The 17,606-nt window shown below is 58.9% G+C and carries 18 protein-coding genes; 9 read left to right on the forward strand and 9 right to left on the reverse strand.

The annotated features are described in order from the left end of the window. The 5 genes from ERD80_RS04670 to spy all read left to right on the forward strand — a co-directional run. Nucleotides 1-329: arginine N-succinyltransferase (locus tag ERD80_RS04670; RefSeq protein ID WP_211145562.1), on the forward strand; the 329-nt coding region annotated here is incomplete at its 5' end. Next, nucleotides 326-1,795, forward strand: a complete 1,470-nt coding sequence (gene astD, locus ERD80_RS04675; RefSeq protein ID WP_136545917.1) for a succinylglutamate-semialdehyde dehydrogenase — start codon at nt 326-328, stop codon at nt 1,793-1,795. The genes ERD80_RS04670 and astD, both read left to right, overlap by 4 nt. After that, the gene (gene astB / locus ERD80_RS04680) at nt 1,792-3,120 is read left to right on the forward strand and encodes an N-succinylarginine dihydrolase (protein ID WP_136545918.1); all 1,329 of its coding nucleotides are present in this window, start codon (nt 1,792-1,794) and stop codon (nt 3,118-3,120) included. Before astD ends, astB begins: the two co-directional genes overlap by 4 nt. 45 nt (nt 3,121-3,165) lie before the next feature. After that, nucleotides 3,166-4,161, forward strand: a complete 996-nt coding sequence (gene astE / locus ERD80_RS04685) for a succinylglutamate desuccinylase (protein ID WP_058757667.1) — start codon at nt 3,166-3,168, stop codon at nt 4,159-4,161. A 334-nt stretch (nt 4,162-4,495) separates the two neighbouring features. Next, nucleotides 4,496-4,990 (forward strand): ATP-independent periplasmic protein-refolding chaperone Spy, encoded by a 495-nt coding sequence (spy, locus tag ERD80_RS04690; RefSeq protein WP_021506263.1) that lies wholly within the window; start codon nt 4,496-4,498, stop codon nt 4,988-4,990. 78 nt (nt 4,991-5,068) lie between these two features. Here spy and cho read toward each other — a convergent pair whose 3' ends face one another. From cho to ERD80_RS04705, 3 genes are all read right to left on the reverse strand, one after another. After that, nucleotides 5,069-5,929: an excinuclease Cho gene (gene cho, locus ERD80_RS04695; protein WP_088515872.1), complete on the reverse strand. Its 861-nt coding sequence runs from the start codon at nt 5,927-5,929 to the stop codon at nt 5,069-5,071. Between the two features lie 111 nt (nt 5,930-6,040). Beyond that, nucleotides 6,041-6,868, reverse strand: coding sequence for an ammonia-dependent NAD(+) synthetase (nadE, locus tag ERD80_RS04700; RefSeq protein ID WP_021506261.1), 828 nt, complete (start codon nt 6,866-6,868; stop codon nt 6,041-6,043). A 117-nt stretch (nt 6,869-6,985) separates the two neighbouring features. Further along, nucleotides 6,986-8,176, reverse strand: coding sequence for a multidrug effflux MFS transporter (locus tag ERD80_RS04705; protein WP_136545920.1), 1,191 nt, complete (start codon nt 8,174-8,176; stop codon nt 6,986-6,988). 192 nt (nt 8,177-8,368) lie between these two features. Between ERD80_RS04705 and osmE the strand changes: the two genes are divergently transcribed. Next, nucleotides 8,369-8,704: an osmotically-inducible lipoprotein OsmE gene (gene osmE, locus ERD80_RS04710; protein ID WP_021506259.1), complete on the forward strand. Its 336-nt coding sequence runs from the start codon at nt 8,369-8,371 to the stop codon at nt 8,702-8,704. Between the two features lie 54 nt (nt 8,705-8,758). On the opposite strand, the gene ERD80_RS04715 is transcribed toward osmE, so the two are convergent. From ERD80_RS04715 to hxpB, 4 genes are all read right to left on the reverse strand, one after another. Continuing rightward, entirely contained in the window at nt 8,759-9,145 is a 387-nt protein-coding gene (locus ERD80_RS04715) for a DUF6515 family protein (RefSeq protein ID WP_031279187.1), read from the reverse strand. Between the two features lie 196 nt (nt 9,146-9,341). Further along, on the reverse strand, nt 9,342-10,733 hold the full coding sequence (locus tag ERD80_RS04720) for an L-cystine transporter (protein WP_136545922.1): 1,392 nt from the start codon (nt 10,731-10,733) through the stop codon (nt 9,342-9,344). A 186-nt stretch (nt 10,734-10,919) separates the two neighbouring features. Further along, the gene (locus tag ERD80_RS04725; protein ID WP_021506256.1) at nt 10,920-11,507 is read right to left on the reverse strand and encodes a metal-dependent hydrolase; all 588 of its coding nucleotides are present in this window, start codon (nt 11,505-11,507) and stop codon (nt 10,920-10,922) included. A 201-nt stretch (nt 11,508-11,708) separates the two neighbouring features. Next, entirely contained in the window at nt 11,709-12,377 is a 669-nt protein-coding gene (gene hxpB, locus ERD80_RS04730; RefSeq protein WP_136545924.1) for a hexitol phosphatase HxpB, read from the reverse strand. Between the two features lie 144 nt (nt 12,378-12,521). On the opposite strand from hxpB, the gene ERD80_RS04735 reads away from it, so the two are divergent. Next, entirely contained in the window at nt 12,522-13,058 is a 537-nt protein-coding gene (locus ERD80_RS04735; RefSeq protein ID WP_021506254.1) for a YniB family protein, read from the forward strand. A gap of 4 nt (nt 13,059-13,062) precedes the next feature. Here ERD80_RS04735 and ERD80_RS04740 read toward each other — a convergent pair whose 3' ends face one another. Together ERD80_RS04740 and ghoS are read right to left on the reverse strand one after the other, a co-directional pair. Next, complete coding sequence (locus ERD80_RS04740; RefSeq protein WP_058769688.1) at nt 13,063-13,956, reverse strand: fructosamine kinase family protein; 894 nt, start codon at nt 13,954-13,956, stop codon at nt 13,063-13,065. Nucleotides 13,957-14,046: 90 nt separating this feature from the next. Beyond that, entirely contained in the window at nt 14,047-14,337 is a 291-nt protein-coding gene (gene ghoS, locus ERD80_RS04745; protein WP_058757672.1) for a type V toxin-antitoxin system endoribonuclease antitoxin GhoS, read from the reverse strand. A 332-nt stretch (nt 14,338-14,669) separates the two neighbouring features. On the opposite strand from ghoS, the gene ERD80_RS04750 reads away from it, so the two are divergent. Both ERD80_RS04750 and thrS read left to right on the forward strand, forming a co-directional pair. After that, nucleotides 14,670-15,431: a DUF481 domain-containing protein gene (locus ERD80_RS04750; protein ID WP_136545926.1), complete on the forward strand. Its 762-nt coding sequence runs from the start codon at nt 14,670-14,672 to the stop codon at nt 15,429-15,431. A gap of 246 nt (nt 15,432-15,677) precedes the next feature. Further along, nucleotides 15,678-17,606, forward strand: a complete 1,929-nt coding sequence (thrS, locus tag ERD80_RS04755; protein WP_021506250.1) for a threonine--tRNA ligase — start codon at nt 15,678-15,680, stop codon at nt 17,604-17,606.

Below are 17,606 nucleotides of genomic sequence, written 5' to 3' on the forward strand. Positions count from 1 at the left end.
CGCGCGCGGTGCTGGAAGCCGAGGGGTTCCGCTATCTCAACTATATCGACATCTTTGACGGCGGCCCGACGCTGGAGTGTGAGATCGACCGCATCCGCGCCATCCGCAAGAGCAAAGTGCTGACCGCCAGCGAAGGCGAAGCTGAGGCGCACTGGCCGCTGTGTCTGGTGGCGAACTGCGACTATCAGCAGTTCCGCGTGGCGCTGCTGCCGGTCGATGTCGCATCCGGTCAGGTTCTGATTAATCAGCAGCAGCGCACCGCGCTGCGCTGCGACTATGGCGATTTGCTGCGGGTGGTTACCCTGGGTCGCGAGGAGAATAACGCATGACGCATTTTATCAACGGTGAATGGCAGCCGGGCAGCGCGGAGACGCTGAGTAAACACAATCCGGTGAGCGGCGAGATCTTATGGCAGGGCAACGCTGCTTCTGCCGCGCAGGTGGCGGCGGCCTGTGAAGCGGCTCGCGCAGCGTTCCCGGCATGGGCACGTCTGCCGTTTGCTGCCCGCCAGGCGCGGGTAGAGGACTTTGCCCGTCTGCTGGAGCGGGATAAAACCGAGCTGGCGGCGATCATCGCACGTGAGACCGGCAAACCGCGCTGGGAAACGCTGACCGAAGTGCAGGCGATGATCAATAAAGTGGCCATTTCGATTAAGGCTTATCACACCCGCACCGGCGAACAGGCCGAGGGTGAGAGTTCACTGCGCCACCGGCCGCATGGCGTGCTGGCGGTGTTTGGGCCGTATAACTTCCCCGGCCATCTGCCGAACGGACATATCGTGCCGGCGCTGCTGGCGGGCAACTGCGTGTTGTTTAAACCGAGCGAACTGACCCCCGCCACCGCAGAGAAAACCGTGCAGCTGTGGCAGGAAGCGGGCCTGCCGGCGGGTACGCTGGCGCTGTTACAGGGCGGACGTGATACCGGCCAGGCGCTGGCGCAGGCGGAGCAGATTGACGGCCTGCTGTTTACCGGTAGCGCGGCCACCGGCTATCACCTGCATCGCCAGTTCGCCGGACAGCCGGAGAAAATGCTGGCGCTGGAGATGGGCGGCAACAATGCGCTGATTGTGGAAGATCCGGTCGACATTGATGGCGCGGTGCATATCGCCATTCAGTCGGCGTTCATTACCGCCGGCCAGCGCTGCACCTGCGCGCGTCGTTTGCTGGTGAAACGCGGTGCGGCAGGCGATGCCTTTCTGCAGCGCCTGGTCGAGGTGAGTGCGCGCCTCAAACCGGCAGCGTGGGACGCCGAACCGCAGCCGTTTATGGGCAGCGTGATTTCGCCCGCCGCCGCCGGGCAGATCTTCGCTGCCTGGCAGCAGCGGATTGCGCTGGGTGGAAAGGAGTTGCTGGCGATGCGCTGGCCGGATCGCGACAGCGCGATTATTACGCCCGGCATCATCGACATGACCGGCGTCGCCGGACTGCCTGACGAAGAGGTGTTCGGACCGCTGCTGCAGGTCATCCGCTACGACCATTACGCGCAGGCAATTGGCCTCGCCAACGATACGCGCTACGGATTGTCGTGCGGACTGGTGTCACCGCAGCGTGACCAGTTTGATCAGCTGCTGCTGGAAGCGCGCGCCGGCATCGTGAACTGGAATAAACCGCTGACCGGCGCCGCCAGTTCGGCACCGTTTGGCGGCGTAGGCGCCTCCGGTAATCACCGTGCCAGCGCCTGGTACGCGGCGGATTACTGCGCCTGGCCGATGGCCTCGCTGGAGAGCAGCAGCTTAGCGCTACCGGGCAGCCTGTCGCCAGGGCTCGATTTTACTGCTTCAGGAGCGACATCATGAAGGCGTTTGAAGCAAACTTTGATGGTCTGGTCGGCCTGACGCACCACTACGCTGGCCTGTCGTTTGGCAACGAAGCCTCCACGCGCAATCAGCTGCAGCCCTCCAATCCGCGGCTGGCGGCCAAACAGGGGCTGCTGAAAATGAAGGCGCTGGCCGACATGGGCTATGTGCAGGGCGTTATCCCTCCGCACGAGCGGCCTAATCTGCCGCTGCTGCGCCAGCTGGGATTCAGCGGCAGCGATGCGCAGGTGCTGGCCAAAGCAGCCCGGCAGGCACCGCAGCTGCTGTCAGCGGCCAGTTCGGCGTCGGCGATGTGGGTGGCCAATGCGGCCACGGTTTCGCCATCGGCCGACAGCGCCGACGGCAAAGTGCATTTTACCGTTGCCAACCTCAACAATAAGTTCCACCGGGCGATCGAAGCGCCGGAAACCGCCGACCTGCTGCGCGCCATCTTCCGCGATGGCCGCCACTTCAGCGTACACGACGCGCTGCCGCAGGTGGCGCTGTTTGGTGACGAAGGCGCAGCCAACCATAACCGCTTCGGCGCTGACTATGGCGCGCCCGGCGTGCAGCTGTTTGTCTACGGCCGCGACGGCCAGCAGCAGGGCAGCGCACCGGCGCGCTATCCGGCGCGCCAGACGCGTGAAGCCAGCGCGGCGGTGGCGAGATTGCATCAGCTGGATGACGCGCGCACGCTGTTTGCTCAGCAAAATCCGGCGGTGATCGATCAGGGGGTGTTCCACAACGACGTAATCGCCGTCAGCAATCAGCAGGTGTTTTTCTGCCATGAAGAGGCGTTTGTCGACCAGCCCCAGCTGCTGCAACAGCTGGCGGCTCAGGTGCCGGGCTTCCAGCCGATTGTGGTACCGCGCGACCGCGTGTCAGTGGCCGATGCGGTGAACACCTACTTGTTTAACAGCCAGCTGCTGCAGCATCCGGACGGCGGTATGCGGCTGGTGCTGCCGGAAGAGTCGCGTCAGCATGCCGGCGTGTGGCGCTACCTGAGCGAGCTGGTGGAGAGCGGCGGCCCGATTCGTGAGCTGCAGGTGTTCGATCTGCGTGAGAGCATGTGCAACGGTGGCGGACCGGCTTGTCTGCGTCTGCGCGTGGTGTTAACCGAGGCGGAGCGTCAGGCCGTCAATCCGGCCGTGCTGATGAACGATCGCCTGTTTACGCGTCTGAATGACTGGGTGGATCGTCACTATCGCGACCGCCTGACGCAGGCCGATCTGGCCGATCCGCAGCTGCTGAGCGAAGGGCGAAGCGCGCTGGACGAGCTGACACAGCTGCTAGACTTAGGCAGTGTCTACGCGTTTCAGCGTTAACGCCGGGGGCAAATGTGTTGCCCCCTGTGTCAGAAAGGAGTGAACATGCAGGACTTTTTACAGCAAACCCTGTCAGGCAGGCCGCCCGCGCAGCGGCAGGGCAGTAACGCCCACCTGCACTGGCAGTGGCATGATGAGGGCATACTATCCCTGACACCGCATACGCCCACGCAGCAGGCGCTGGTTCTCTCCGCCGGGATTCACGGCAACGAGACCGCCCCGGTGGAGATCCTCAATCTGTTGCTGACGCCGCTGCTGCAGGGGGAAAAACCGCTGGCCGTGCGCCTGCTGGTGATACTCGGCAACCCGGCAGCGCTGCGCAGCGGCAAACGCTACCAGCATTATGATATTAACCGGCTGTTTGGTGGACGTTGGCAACAGGTGGCCGACGTACCGGAGGCGCAGCGCGCGCTCCAGCTGGAGCAGGCGCTGGAGAACTTCTGGTGCGAGTGCCTCGATCACGAAATTCGCTGGCATCTCGATTTGCACACCGCGATTCGCGGTTCGTGGCATACGCGCTTTGGCGTGATGCCGCTCAACAGCCAGCCGTGGCCTGCGGATTTTTTACACTGGCTGGCAGCGGCCGAACTGGAAGCGCTGGTGTTCCACCGTGCGCCGGGCGGCACCTTCACCCACTTCAGCTGTGAACACTACGCGGCAGCCAGTTGTACGCTGGAGCTGGGAAAGGCGCTGCCGTTTGGCGAGAACGATCTCACGCAGTTCAGCGGTGTGCAGCGTGCGCTGGCGGCGCTGCTGTACGGTGAGGCGCTGCCGCCGGTGCGCGAGACGCCGCGCCATTATCGCGTGGCACAGCAAATCACCCGGCACGGCGAGCAGTTTGTTCTGCACATGGGCCCGGAAACTCTCAACTTCACGGCTTTCCCGCAGGGCACGCTGCTGGCGGAAGAGGGTGAGCGGCGCTATTACGTGCAGCAGGCGCGTGAATATGTGCTGTTCCCCAATCCCAACGTGGCACCGGGCCTGCGCGCCGGGCTGATGCTGGTGGAGGAGAGTGAGCAGACCCAGGCGCTGGAGTTGTAATCGAAAGCTTTACCCGGCAATCCCTCCTCTCCCTGTGACGGGAGAGGTCACGGGTGAGCAGAGAACGTGCGCAAACTAACGACATTTTCCCTTCCGCAAAACCGACAAAGCCATTACACTCCTCCTTAATTCCTGCGCTTTCCCCTTGATCGTCATACTCTTTTGCAATTCCTCACGCATTTCTTCGCAATCTCTCCATGATTGCCCGATAACTGTCTTTTATGCTTGCAGGGCTTTACTCAGCCTCTGAGTAGTTGACGTTCAGCGTCGTATGCTTGTTTCCGAAGACGCGACACAGGCTGTCGTCATTAAACTGAAAAGTAAGGACAATATTATGCGTAAACTGACCTCCCTGTTTCTGGCTACCGCAATGGCTTTCGGTGCCGCCAATATCGTCCATGCTGCGGCTGACAACCTGACGCCGCCGCCAGCGGGCAGTGAAAAACCGATGCACAAGCCGATGCGCCACCACGGCATGGACATGATGTTCAAAGACCTCAACCTGACCGACGCGCAGAAAACCCAGATTCGCGACATCCTGCGTGACAGCCATAAAGACATGAAGCGTCCATCGCTGGAAGAGCGTCGTGCTAACCACAGCATCATCGCATCCGACACCTTTGACCGTGCCAAAGCAGAAGCGCAGGCAGACAAAATGAGCGCCAATGCGAAAGAGCATGCGCTGAAGATGCTGGAAACCCAGAACAAGATTTATAACGTGCTGACGCCAGATCAGAAGAAGCAGTACAACGCCAACTTTGAGAAACGTCTGACAGAAAAAGGCCCGCACGACGGTAAAATGCCGCCACCGCCGGCTGATGGCGAATAAGCCGTTTAGCTCACCGGTTTGAGACCGCCGACGTTGTCCATGGCACACTGTGCTTTGGGCAGCGTCGGCGGTTTTGCGTTACAGCTCAATCAGCGGATAAACGCCGGACAGCAGCGGCCGGCAGAGAATTTTGTAGCCGTCATGGTCGAAGCCGTGACGCGCCCGCTGCAGCTGACGCGCTTCCTGCTCACTGCTGACCGATCCCAGCCAGAACCAGTGATCGATGACGTGAATCTGCGTCATCTCCGTCCCGCGCTCCACCATACCCACCGGGCCCTGCCACGGCCAGCACACCACGCGCAGCTGCTCCAGCCCTGCCAGCAGGCGCTCCTGATGCGCCGCCAGCGGTTCCGCCCCGCAGCAGGCACCGGCACAGCGTTTAAGCGCCGCGCGGAAACAGCCGCGCCCCGGCTGCAGGCGCTCTAATCCCAGCAGGCCGTGGCACAGGCGCAGCTCGTCGGCGAGGCTTTTCAGCTTCTCTAAGGCGGCAAAGCGGCTGCGGAATAGCCCGTACAGGTCAGGTGAGGAGGAGAAATCGAGATCGCGCGCGTACACCACCTGCGGTGCGCCGTCGCCCAGCTGCAGCGAGCACAGCTGGCGGTTTTTGCGCAGGCGCTTATTGAACAGCGGCTGCTGCGTTTTGATCATCTGCGCTTCGAGCAGCTGTGCGCCCACGTCCCCGGCGGTGGGGATCCAGCTGACGCGCCGCGCCTGGCGCAGCATGCTGGCTTCATCCGCCGTGCGAAAATGGGCCATCACCCGGCTGCGCAGGTTGATGCTCTTGCCGATGTACAGCGGCAGGTTGTCGTTATCACCGTGGAAAGTGTAAACGCCCGGCTGATTAGGCAAGCCTTCCAGCCACTGACGCAGATGTTCGGGATATTGATAGATAGCCGCCGCATCAAATTCGAGGCGATGGCGGTTTGCTCGTCTGACCAAAGAACGCTCCGCTTACTGGTTGTGCATACAGTATATCAGCGTGCGCGTTTTCCCGCCAGCGGGGGTGTGAAGAGGCAGGCTTCCCGCCGGGGGAGCGGGAAGCCGCAGGGATTACTTCTTCCAGAAGTCGTCGAACACGGTGATCGGCGGACGACGTTTATGCTCGGTTTTGGTATACCAGCCTTCAATGATTTTCGCCGCGTCGGCGTCGATGGTTTTGCCTTCGAGGAAATCATCAATCTGCTGATAGGTCACGCCCAGCGCGACTTCATCCTGCAGACCGGGACGATCGTCCTCCAGATCGGCGGTGGGGTGCTTGAGATAGAGGTGTTCCGGGCAGCCGAGCGCTTTCAGCAGCTGTTTGCCCTGGCCCTTGTTGAGGCGGAAAATCGGGTTGATGTCGCTGCCGCCGTCGCCGTACTTGGTAAAGAAGCCGGTCACTGCTTCTGCGGCGTGATCGGTGCCGACCACGACGCCTTTGGTCATGCCGGCAATGCTGTACTGGGCTTTCATGCGTTCGCGCGCTTTCTCGTTGCCGCGCACAAAATCCGACAGGGCAATGCCCGCCTCCTGCAGCGCGCGCTCGCTGGCCAGTACCGCTTCTTTGATGTTGACCACCAGCGTGCGATCCGGCTGGATAAATGCCAGCGCATCCTGACAATCCTGCTCGTCAGCCTGCACGCCATACGGCAGGCGCACGGCGATAAAACTGTAGTCGTGATCGCCGGTCTCTTCACGCAGTTCAGTGATAGCAGTCTGCGCCAGCTTGCCGGTCAGCGTTGAGTCCTGACCGCCGCTGATGCCGAGCACCAGGGTCTTAATAAACGGATGGGCTTTCAGATAGGACTTCAGAAAATCGACGCTGACGCGGATCTCCTGCTGCGGGTCGATAACCGGTTTAACACCCAGGGCCTGAATGATTTCCTGCTGCAGTGACATGAACCTCTCCTCAAGTCGGTAGCCTAACGGCACAATGCGAATCATGTGCTAAAGCTAACGCCTCCGCAGAAAAACAACAAGCCGAACGGCTTGTTGTCCGGTGTTTCTGTTGGCAATTCAGGCGCTTTTTGGTTTCTGCGCCAGCAGCATGAACATCACGATGGCCAGCATAAAGCAGCCAAAGATGGTGGCCGTCATGCTGATTACCGAGGTGCCGCCGAGGCCGGTGATCGGTACGCTGAGCGCGCCGAGCGAGAACATCGCAACGCCGATCACCGCCGAGGCGCTGCCGGCGCGGTGGCCCTGGCTCTGCATCGCCAGCGATGACGCGGTGGTGGCGATCACACCGTTACTGGCGATGGTGAAGAACAGCGCCACCAGCACCAGCGGCAGCGGCGCGCCGCTCACGCCGGCCAGTAGCAGGCAGCTGGAGGCGACAAACGCCAGCGTCAGGCCGCCCTTCAGCACGCGATATTCGCCCCACAGCGGACAGAGCCGGGCGCTGGTCTGGGAAGCAATCACCAGGCCAATACCGTTCGCCGCAAAGCACAAGCTGAATGCCTGCGGTGATAGGCCGTAAATCTGCTGCAGTACAAACGGCGAGGCGCCGATATAAGCAAACATGCCGGACATCATGAAGCCCTGCGTCAGGCAGAAGCCCATAAACGGCCGGTGGGTGATGACCTGGCCGAGCGCTGCCCAGGCGGAGAAGATCGATCCCTGGCTACGGCGTTCGGCCGGCAGGGTTTCGCGCAGCTTCCAGCGCGCCAGCAGAATCAGCAGCACGGCAATCGCGCCCAGCACCACAAAGATGCCGCGCCAGTTCAGCACTGTCATCAGCGCACCGCCCAGCACAGGCGCACCAATCGGCGCCAGGCCATTCACCAGCATCAGCAGGGCAAAAAAGCGCGTCAGCTCATGGCCGCTATACATATCGCGGGCAATGGCACGCGACAGCACCGCGCCGCCTGCACCGGCCAGCCCTTCAAACAGGCGCGCCACCAGCAGAGCGTGAATATCCTTCGCCAGCGCACAGCCAATCGAGGCGATGAACAGCAGCGCCAGCGACAGCAGCAGCGGACGAATACGGCCAAACTTATCGCTCATCGGACCAAACAGCAGCTGTCCGGCGCCCAGCCCCAGCAGACCGGCGGTCAGACTTAGCTGGGCAGTAGCGGTTTCGGTACCGAGATCGCGCGCCAGTTCAGGCAGGGCGGGCAGATAGAGATCGATACAAAGCGGCCCGAGCGCGGCGAGCAGGCCGAGCGTGATAGCATAAACCAGCCGGTTAGGGTGTGCAGGTGTCATTGATCCTCTGTGTTATTTTTAGCTTTAAGATGTATCTTGCGCCGCGATTATACGGAGCCGGTGACGGCAACACAGCATCTTTACGTAATCCTGACGCTTCAGAACTGACCGAAAGCACCGCCATTGATTTGATAAATCTGGAATTATGTTCCAGGCTTAGTGGGACATGGACAAAGTATGAGGAACAACAAGATGAATAAAGTGCTGGGATGTATCGCTGCCGCTATGACGCTGGCAGCCCTGTCTGGTTGTACAACTTACGATCGTGCGGAAAGCTACGTGACTAAGCCTGTGGTGAAGGATGTGAAAAAAGGCATGACGCGTGAACAGGTGCGCCAGATTGCCGGACCGGCGTCAACCGAGATTACCATGGTTCACGCACGGGGTACCTGCCAGACCTACGTGATTGGTGAGCGTGATGGCAAACAGCAGACTTACTTTGTGAGCTATAACGACACCGGTCGCGTCATGAACTACGGCTTCCAGAGCTGTAAGGATTACGATACCGATCCGCAAGCCGCGCAGTAACGGCAGCAGAATAACAAACGGCCCGTCTCAGACGGGCCGTTTTTCTTTGTGCGCTTACAGCCCATACGGCCGCGGCACCTCAATGTAGCTGCCGCTGATCTCGCGCTGATAGTAGTGACCATCCTGCACGTAGTAGCGTTTGCCGTTGTAATCCAGAACACGCATGGCGCTGGCCGGTGGGCCATCCGGCGGCTGGACCACCACGTAGGTGTCGCCCTGCCGCTGGTAGTAGCTACCGTTCAGCAGGTAGTAGGTCAGTCCGCCAATCAGCACGGCGGTCGCGGCCTCCGGCAGAAAACGCAGCGGTCCGGGATGTCCCCAGCGGGGTCCCGGACCACCCCAGTGCGGGCCGGGTCCCGGACCCCAGCCATACGGATGAGCAAAACTTACGGTTGGCGCTATCAGGGTTAACGCCAGCATTGAGGCGATAACGTTTCTCATGGGGGTTCTCCTGCGGTAACTCCCCGCAGCATTCGCCTTTCAGCGCGCAAACTCAAGCAAAAAACCGTCGATTTTGCCTCCGTTTACCATGCTTAACGCTTTCCTGACGTTAGCGCCACGATTGCGGAAAAAAGTGCAGAAAACGGCAAAAAAAACGGCAGGCTTTGCGGCCTGCCGTTACGGGAAAACGGGTTAATTAGCGGTGCGCCAGTTCCGCGTGTTCGTCGCTCTCCAGCACTTTTTTGTCGGTCATACCTAGCCAGCGGCTGGTCAGTGAACCGGCGGTCATCGAGCCGTTAACGTTGAGCGCGGTACGGCCCATATCAATCAGCGGTTCGATGGAGATCAGCAATGCCACCAGCGTGACCGGCAGTCCCATCGCCGGCAGGACGATCAGCGCGGCGAAGGTCGCGCCGCCACCGACGCCCGCCACACCGGCTGAGCTCAGCGTGACAATACCGACCAGCGTGGCGATCCATACCGGGTCAAACGGGTTGATACCCACGGTCGGCGCTACCATGACCGCCAGCATGGTGGGATAGAGGCCGGCACAGCCGTTCTGGCCGATGGTCGCGCCAAATGAGGCCGAGAAGCTGGCGATGGATTCCGGTACGCCCAGACGACGCGTCTGCGTCTCCACGTTCAGCGGAATACTGGCGGCGCTGGAACGGCTGGTGAAGGCAAAGGTAATCACCGGCCAGACTTTACGGAAGAAGCGCAGCGGGTTGATACCGTTGATCGACAGCAGCAGCGCGTGAACGCCAAACATGATCGCAAGGCCGAGATACGAGGCCACCACAAAGCCGCCCAGCTTGATGATGTCCTGCAGGTTGGAACCGGCAACCACTTTGGTCATCAGCGCCAGCACGCCGTACGGCGTCAGCTTCATGATCAGACGGACCAGCTTCATCACCCAGGATTGCAGGGTGTCAATCGCCACCAGCACGCGCTCGCCTTTGGCTTTGTCATCTTTCAGCAGCTGCAGCGCCGCCACGCCGAGGAAAGCAGCGAAAATCACTACGCTGATGATCGACGTTGGATTGGCACCGGCCAGATCGGCAAACGGGTTTTTCGGGATAAAGGAGAGCAGCAGCTGCGGCGTACTCAGATCCGCGACTTTACCAACGTAGTTGCTCTGGATGGCGCTCAGACGCGCGGTTTCCTGCGCGCCCTGTACCAGTCCCTCGGCGCTGAGGTGGAACAGACCGGTCACCAGCACGCCCACCAGCGCGGAAATGGCGGTGGTAAACAGCAGCACGCCGATGGTCAGCACGCTGATTTTGCCCAGCGACGAGGCGTTATGCAGCCGCGCCACGGCACTGAGGATTGAGGCAAACACCAGTGGCATGACAATCATCTGCAGCAGTTGAACATAACCGTTGCCGACGATGTTAAACCAGCCAATCGACTCTTTCACCACCGGGCTGTTTTCGCCATAAATGGCCTGCAGTGCCAGGCCAAAGATCACCCCCAGCACCAGGCCGGTCAGCACGCGCTTCGACAGGCTCCAGTTCTGGTTGCCGACGCGGTTTAACGCAATCAGCAGCGCGACAAATGCCACGATATTGATGATCAGAGGAATATTCATTGTTAACTCCTGAAGGTCGCCACGCGATCGCGCCGCGTAACCGAAAATAGCAGAGGGATCCTCTGTAACTGTCGCGGCATGGTACCAGTTGGCCCTGCGGGAACAATATATCTAAATCGTCTGGGTTATAACTAAATGGAATTTAAGGCGATTATTTCAGCAATCGCTGGCAGAAGGAAAAACACATCAGCGCGTACTGCCGTTCACCAGCCGGCCAATGCCGTTCTGCAGATTGTTGAACAGCTGCTCCGGCCAGCCGTTAGCGCCAAACGACGGCATACCGGGCGGAAACCACAGCGCATAGCCCACCAGAGCGAGGCACAGCGCGCGCTCCAGTTGATTACCTTGCTGGCTGTTGAGGATAGGCAGGCGAAAGCGCCAGCGGCACGGCCACAGCAGCGGCACGCCGGCGGGCGTCAGCATATCGGCGACAATGTGGCTCAGATAGCCGAGCGTCATGCCCTGCAGGACATCCGCTGGCAGGAACCAGTCAGCCGGCACGTTAATCTGAAACAGCCACAGGCTGACCGCCACCGCCAGCAGGCTATGGGTAAAGCCGCGATGGCCAAAAGCGCGGGCTATCGGCTGCGACAGCCATTTTAGCCGCTGGCCCAGCACCGATTTAGGGTGATCGATATCCGGCAGCAGGCAAGTCAGCAGCGCAGCCGGCACCAGATGCCACCAGTCGGCACTGGCCATCACCGGCGTCAGTTCGGCGCGTTTGGCAAATATCGCACTGGCGATGGCAAAAATGATATGGCCTTCGGCCGTCATGATGGAACCTGGCTGCAAAAACTGTCGATGCATCCAGTATAGGGATTTATCCAGTAAATGAGAACGGTGACGCTGTAACGAAGAGTGAATTTTTTGCTGACCCGCGCCTGAAAAAAGCGCGGGAAATTAACGGTCTGGCTTACTTTTGCGCCTGGCAACCGGGCGAACCATCCGCCGGGCATAACGCGCGATGCACAGCGATCAGTTAAACAGATGTTCCGCCTGCAGCTGCGTCAGGTTTTCCAGTTGCACATTGGCCAGTGCCCAGCGCGCATCGTGGCGATGTTCGGCGGCAGGCACCACAATGGAACGCATGCGCGCGGCTTTACTGGCGATCATGCCGTTGAACGAGTCTTCCAGCGCCACGCAGTTGAGCGGATCAACCCTGAGCTTTGCCGCAGCATCCAGATACACCTGCGGATGCGGTTTGCTGTAAGGCAGCGCTTCAGCCGAGGCGAGGGCGCTAAAGTAGTGACGCAGGTTGAACATCTCCAGCACGCGTTCCAGCATCGCCAGCGGAGACGCCGAGGCCAGCGCAATCGCCAGGCCCTGTTGCTGACACAGCTGCAGCGCCTGCTCTACGCCGGGCAACAACGGCCGCGTTTCTTCGACCAGCGCCAGCGCACGGGCAATAATACGCTGAGTGACTTCGGCCTGATCCGGTCCGTTCCACGGCAGCGCCTCGTACCACATGCGTACGGTTTGATCGATGCGCAGGCCGAGTGTATCCGGCAGCTCGTGGCGGCGGCTAATATCCACATTCAGGCTGGCAAACACCTCCAGCTCGGCGCGATCCCATAGCGGTTCAGAATCAATCAGTAAGCCATCCATATCAAAAATAGCGGCCAGCACAGGGCGACGATAGGTCATACAACAGCTCCATTGACAGTTTGCCCTACCTTAACATGGGCGGCGGCGAAAACCGACTTACGGCAGGTTACGCATTTTTCAGGAAAATTTGCTGTAGTGCAGGTAGACTTAGGGCAAAACTACTGTTTGTGAAGGGAAGACACCATGACGTATCAACAGGCTGGCCGCATCGCCATCCTCAAGCGAGTGGCTGGCTGGGTGATTTTTATTCCGGCGCTGTTATCCACCCTTATCTCCATCTTAGGCTTCATGTTTAAACACAGCGAAAAGCAGCCCGGCATTGACGCCGTGATGCTCGACTTCGTGCATGTGATGGTGGATATGATTAAGTTCAACACGCCGTTTCTCAATGTGTTCTGGAACAATTCGCCGGTGCCGGAATTCAACGGCGGGGCCAATATTGGCTTCTGGCTGATCTATATCCTGATATTCGTGGGCATCGCTTTGCAGGCCTCGGGCGCACGCATGTGGCGTCAGGCGCGCCATATCAAAGAAGGCATTGAAGACCAGATGATCCTGGAACAGGCGAAGGGCAGCGAAGGGCGCACGCGGGCGCAGCTGGAAGAAAAAATCCATGTGCCGCGCCACACCATTTTGCTGCAGATTTTTCCGCTGTATATTCTGCCGGTGATCATCGCCGTGGCCGGTTACTTCGTGTTGAAACTGCTCGGCATGCTGTAAGGCGTCAGGCCGGTCTGACCTGGCGCTGGCCCAGCGCATCCTCCTCCAGCAACTGGCCGATAGCGAACTGCGCTTCGCCGGCCCAGTTGCCGCCAAAGACGTTGGCGCGGTTGAGCAGATAGTAGAGCTGATACACCGGCTGACGCTGTGAGAAGCCTTCCGGCAGCGGCCACACTGCATGATACCCTTCGTAAATCTGGCGCGGCAGATCGGCGTAGTAACTGAGCATCGCCAGGTCGCATTCGCGATCGCCCCAGTAGCAGGCGGGATCGAACAGCCACGGGCCGCTTGCGCTGCCGGCGCAGTTGGCTGGCCACAAATCACCATGCAGTAACGACGGTTGCGGATGGTGATTAGCGAGGCTGCGCTGCACGCAATCCACGATCAACTCCATGTCACCGTAGTGCACGCCTTTCTCCGCCGCCAGCTGCAGCTGCCAGCCGATGCGCTGTTCGGCGAAAAAAACCGACCATTTGCGTAACCAGCTGTTGGGTTGCGGCGTGGTGGTAATGTTGTTGTCGAAGTCGAGACCAAACTGCGGTTGCTCGCTCCACTGGTGCAGATGGGCCAGCTGCTGGCCGAGCTGGAATGCGCTTTGGGCGTTGAGTGGCTGCGGGGGAATGTATTCCAGCAGCAGAAAGCTGGTGTCACGATCGTTACCGACGCCGTAGACCTTCGGCACGCGCACCGTGTGGGTACGCGCCAGCAGATCAAGCTGGTCGGCTTCCCAGCTGAACAGCGTCAGCATGTCGCGCGTGTTGCATTTGACGAACACTTCCAGCTCACCGTAGCGCAGGCGCCACGCCGGATGAATATCGCCACCGGGCAACTCATGACGTTCGGTGATTTCGGCATCGCCGGCGTACTCGCTTAACAGACGACTAATGGCTGACCACATCGGGTAATCCTCTTTATTCGCTGCGTAAGGTCGATTGTAACGCGCAAAACTTGCACAACTCCAGCGGCAATGCGCAAATTGCGGATTGCGTCAGGCTTGCGCTTTAAGAAACGCTTCCAGCGTGGTGACATCAGCGTCCGGCTGCTGATCGAGTGCCACTGCCGCCAGCCCGGCGGCGTGTTCCGCCAGCGCCTGCTCCTCCAGCGCACTGACAATGCCAAAGCTGTTGGTGCCCAGCTCGTGCGGATGGCCGTCCGCATCGTGTAACGTGGTGCTGTAACCACCGTTAACCATCGCGCTATTCAGCGCCTGCAGATCGCCAAGACCCCTTTCCTGATAACGGAAGGTGACAACGTAACGCTTGAGATCATGATCGCTCATCTTTTCACCTCATTGTTATCGAACAGATTTCAGCGTAGACCAGCGCCTGCGATAGAGCGAATTCTGCACAATCGCCCGGCGGCGCACAGCGTAAAGTCCTGTCAGGGTCGGCAGAAAATTCTTGTAGCATTTAAGCTGTTATTTGGTTATTTGCCGCCTATAATGCGCGCCGGAAATGGGAAGATTCCCAATCCACAAGCGGTGCCAGCGCAAAACCTGGCGATTCTGGTGCTTTCATACTTTTTTACAAAACTTACCGTAAATTGCATTGATTGCCCGGGAAAATTCTCCAGACTCATCTCTTTTTCAACTGTCGTACGGGTTACCTTTTAATGAAAGCCTTCAATAAGCTGTCCGCTGTTTTGTTGCTCTCCGCCGGAGCATTTTGTCACCAGGCCTTAGCAGATAACGCTGTCTTCACCTCAATGGATGACCCTTCTACGGCAAAAAAACCGTTTGAAGGCACCGCGTCAGCCGGTTACCTGGCGCAGACCGGTAACACCACCAGCTCATCGCTGACCGCGTCTACCAGCATGACCTGGTATCAGACCTCAACGGCGTACAGCCTGTGGGGTAACGCCGCGAATACCTCATCCAACGATGAGCGCTCGTCGGAAACCTATAACATTGGTGGCCGTAGCCGTTACAACCTCAACAGCGCTGACTACCTGTTCGGTCAGGCGAGCTGGCTGAGCGACCGCCTGAACGGTTATGATTCACGTGATGTCCTGACCGCCGGTTACGGTCGTCAGATCCTCAACGGTCCGGTGCACTCGCTGCGTGCTGAATTCGGTCCGGGTGTCCGTTACGATGACTTCCACGATGGCGGCCACGAAACCAAAGCACTGGGCTACGGCGCGCTGAGCTATCAGTGGCAGCTGACTGACACCACCAAATTCATCCAGGGTGTGTCGGTGCTGAGCAGCTTTGGTGAAGACACCACGCTGAACTCCGAAACCGCACTGCAGGTAGCGATCAATGACCACTTCGCGCTGAAACTGGGCTACAACGTTACCTGGAATAACAATCCGCCAGAATCTGCGCCAGACCGTACCGATACCAAAACCACGGTCCAGCTCTCTTACGCGATGTAAACCAGAGCGCATTGTTACACCGTCGCCCGGCCTGTGCCGCGCGGCGGTTTTTTTTGATCTCTCTTTGGCTTAGCGCATTTCTTCGCGGGTTTTGCTCACTGCGGAAAGCTGTTATCATCGTTGCCGCTTTACGCGCCTGGCGTCATTCCGACAGTGTGGGTCTGACATCGCGCCAGGTTAACCAAACAAAACTCAGTGTTGCATGTAGGCTTTCGTGTGGCTTACCACTGCAATTAAGGATATGAAATGCCAGTAATTACTCTTCCTGATGGCAGCCAGCGCGTATTTGACCGTCCGGTCAGCGTGATGGACATTGCGCTGGATATCGGTCCGGGTCTGGCGAAAGCCTGCATTGCCGGTCGCGTCAATGGCGAACTGGTCGATGCGGTTGATCCGATCACCAGCGATGCGCAGGTCGCAATCATCACCGCGAAAGATGAAGCCGGTCTGGAAATTATTCGTCACTCCTGTGCGCACCTGTTAGGGCATGCGATCAAACAGCTGTGGCCGAATACCAAAATGGCCATCGGTCCGGTTATCGATAACGGCTTCTATTATGATGTCGATCTCGACCATACGCTGACCCAGGAAGATCTTGAGCTGCTGGAAAAGCGCATGCACCAGCTGGCTGAGACCAATTACGACGTCGTGAAGAAGAAGGTGAGCTGGCAGGAAGCGCGTGACGTGTTTGCCGCGCGGGGCGAAAGCTACAAAACCACTATTCTCGACGAAAACATCAGCCATGACGATCGTCCTGGCCTGTATCACCATGAAGAATACATCGACATGTGCCGCGGTCCGCACGTGCCGAATATGCGTTTCTGCCATCATTTTAAACTGCAGAAAATCTCCGGAGCCTACTGGCGCGGCAACAGCGACAACAAAATGCTGCAGCGTATTTACGGTACGGCCTGGGCAGATAAGAAACAGCTGGCGGCGTATCTGCAGCGTCTGGAAGAGGCCGCGAAGCGCGATCACCGTAAAATCGGTAAGCAGCTCGATCTCTACCATATGCAGGAAGAAGCACCGGGTATGGTATTCTGGCACAATGACGGCTGGACCATCTTCCGCGAGCTGGAAGTGTTTGTGCGTACCAAGCTGAAAGAGTACGACTACCAGGAAGTGAAAGGTCCGTTCATGATGGACCGCGTGCTGTGGGAAAAAACCGGGCACTGGGACAACTACAAAGAAGCGATGTTCACCACCTCTTCAGAGAACCGTGAATACTGCATCAAACCGATGAACTGTCCGGGTCACGTGCAGATCTTTAACCAGGGTCTGAAATCGTACCGCGACCTGCCGCTGCGTATGGCGGAGTTCGGTAGCTGTCACCGTAATGAGCCGTCAGGTGCGCTGCACGGTCTGATGCGCGTGCGCGGCTTTACCCAGGATGACGCCCATATCTTCTGTACTGAAGATCAGGTGCGTGATGAAGTGAACAGCTGCATCCGCATGGTCTATGACATGTACAGCACCTTCGGTTTTGAAAAAATCGTGGTAAAACTGTCGACGCGCCCTGAGAAGCGCATTGGCAGCGATGAGATGTGGGATCGTGCCGAAGTGGACCTCGCCGAAGCGCTGAAAGAGAACAACATTCCGTTCGAGTATCAGCCGGGTGAAGGCGCCTTCTACGGCCCGAAAATTGAGTTTACGCTGCACGATTGTCTCGACCGCGCCTGGCAGTGCGGCACCGTTCAGCTAGACTTCTCCCTGCCGAAACGTCTGGACGCCACCTACGTGGGCGAAACCAACGATCGTCAGACGCCAGTGATGATTCACCGTGCGATTCTGGGTTCGATGGAGCGCTTCATCGGGATTCTGACCGAAGAGTTCGCCGGTTTCTTCCCGAGCTGGCTGGCGCCGGTACAGGCAGTGGTGATGAATATCACCGACGGCCAGGCAGAATATGTCAGTGAATTGACGAAGAAATTGCAGAATGCTGGCATTCGTGTCAAAGCAGACTTGAGAAACGAGAAGATAGGCTTTAAAATCCGCGAGCACACATTACGTCGCGTCCCTTACATGCTGGTCTGCGGTGAGAAAGAGGTGGAAGCAGGCAAGGTTGCCGTGCGCACCCGCCGTGGTAAAGACCTCGGGAGCATGGACGTAGATGTGTTTGTTGAGAAGCTGCAACAAGAGATTCGCAGCCGACATCTTCACCAATTAGAGGAATAA

Origin of the sequence: Pantoea sp. R102 (assembly GCF_004916815.1) — a bacterium.
Lineage (GTDB): Bacteria > Pseudomonadota > Gammaproteobacteria > Enterobacterales > Enterobacteriaceae > Pantoea > Pantoea dispersa.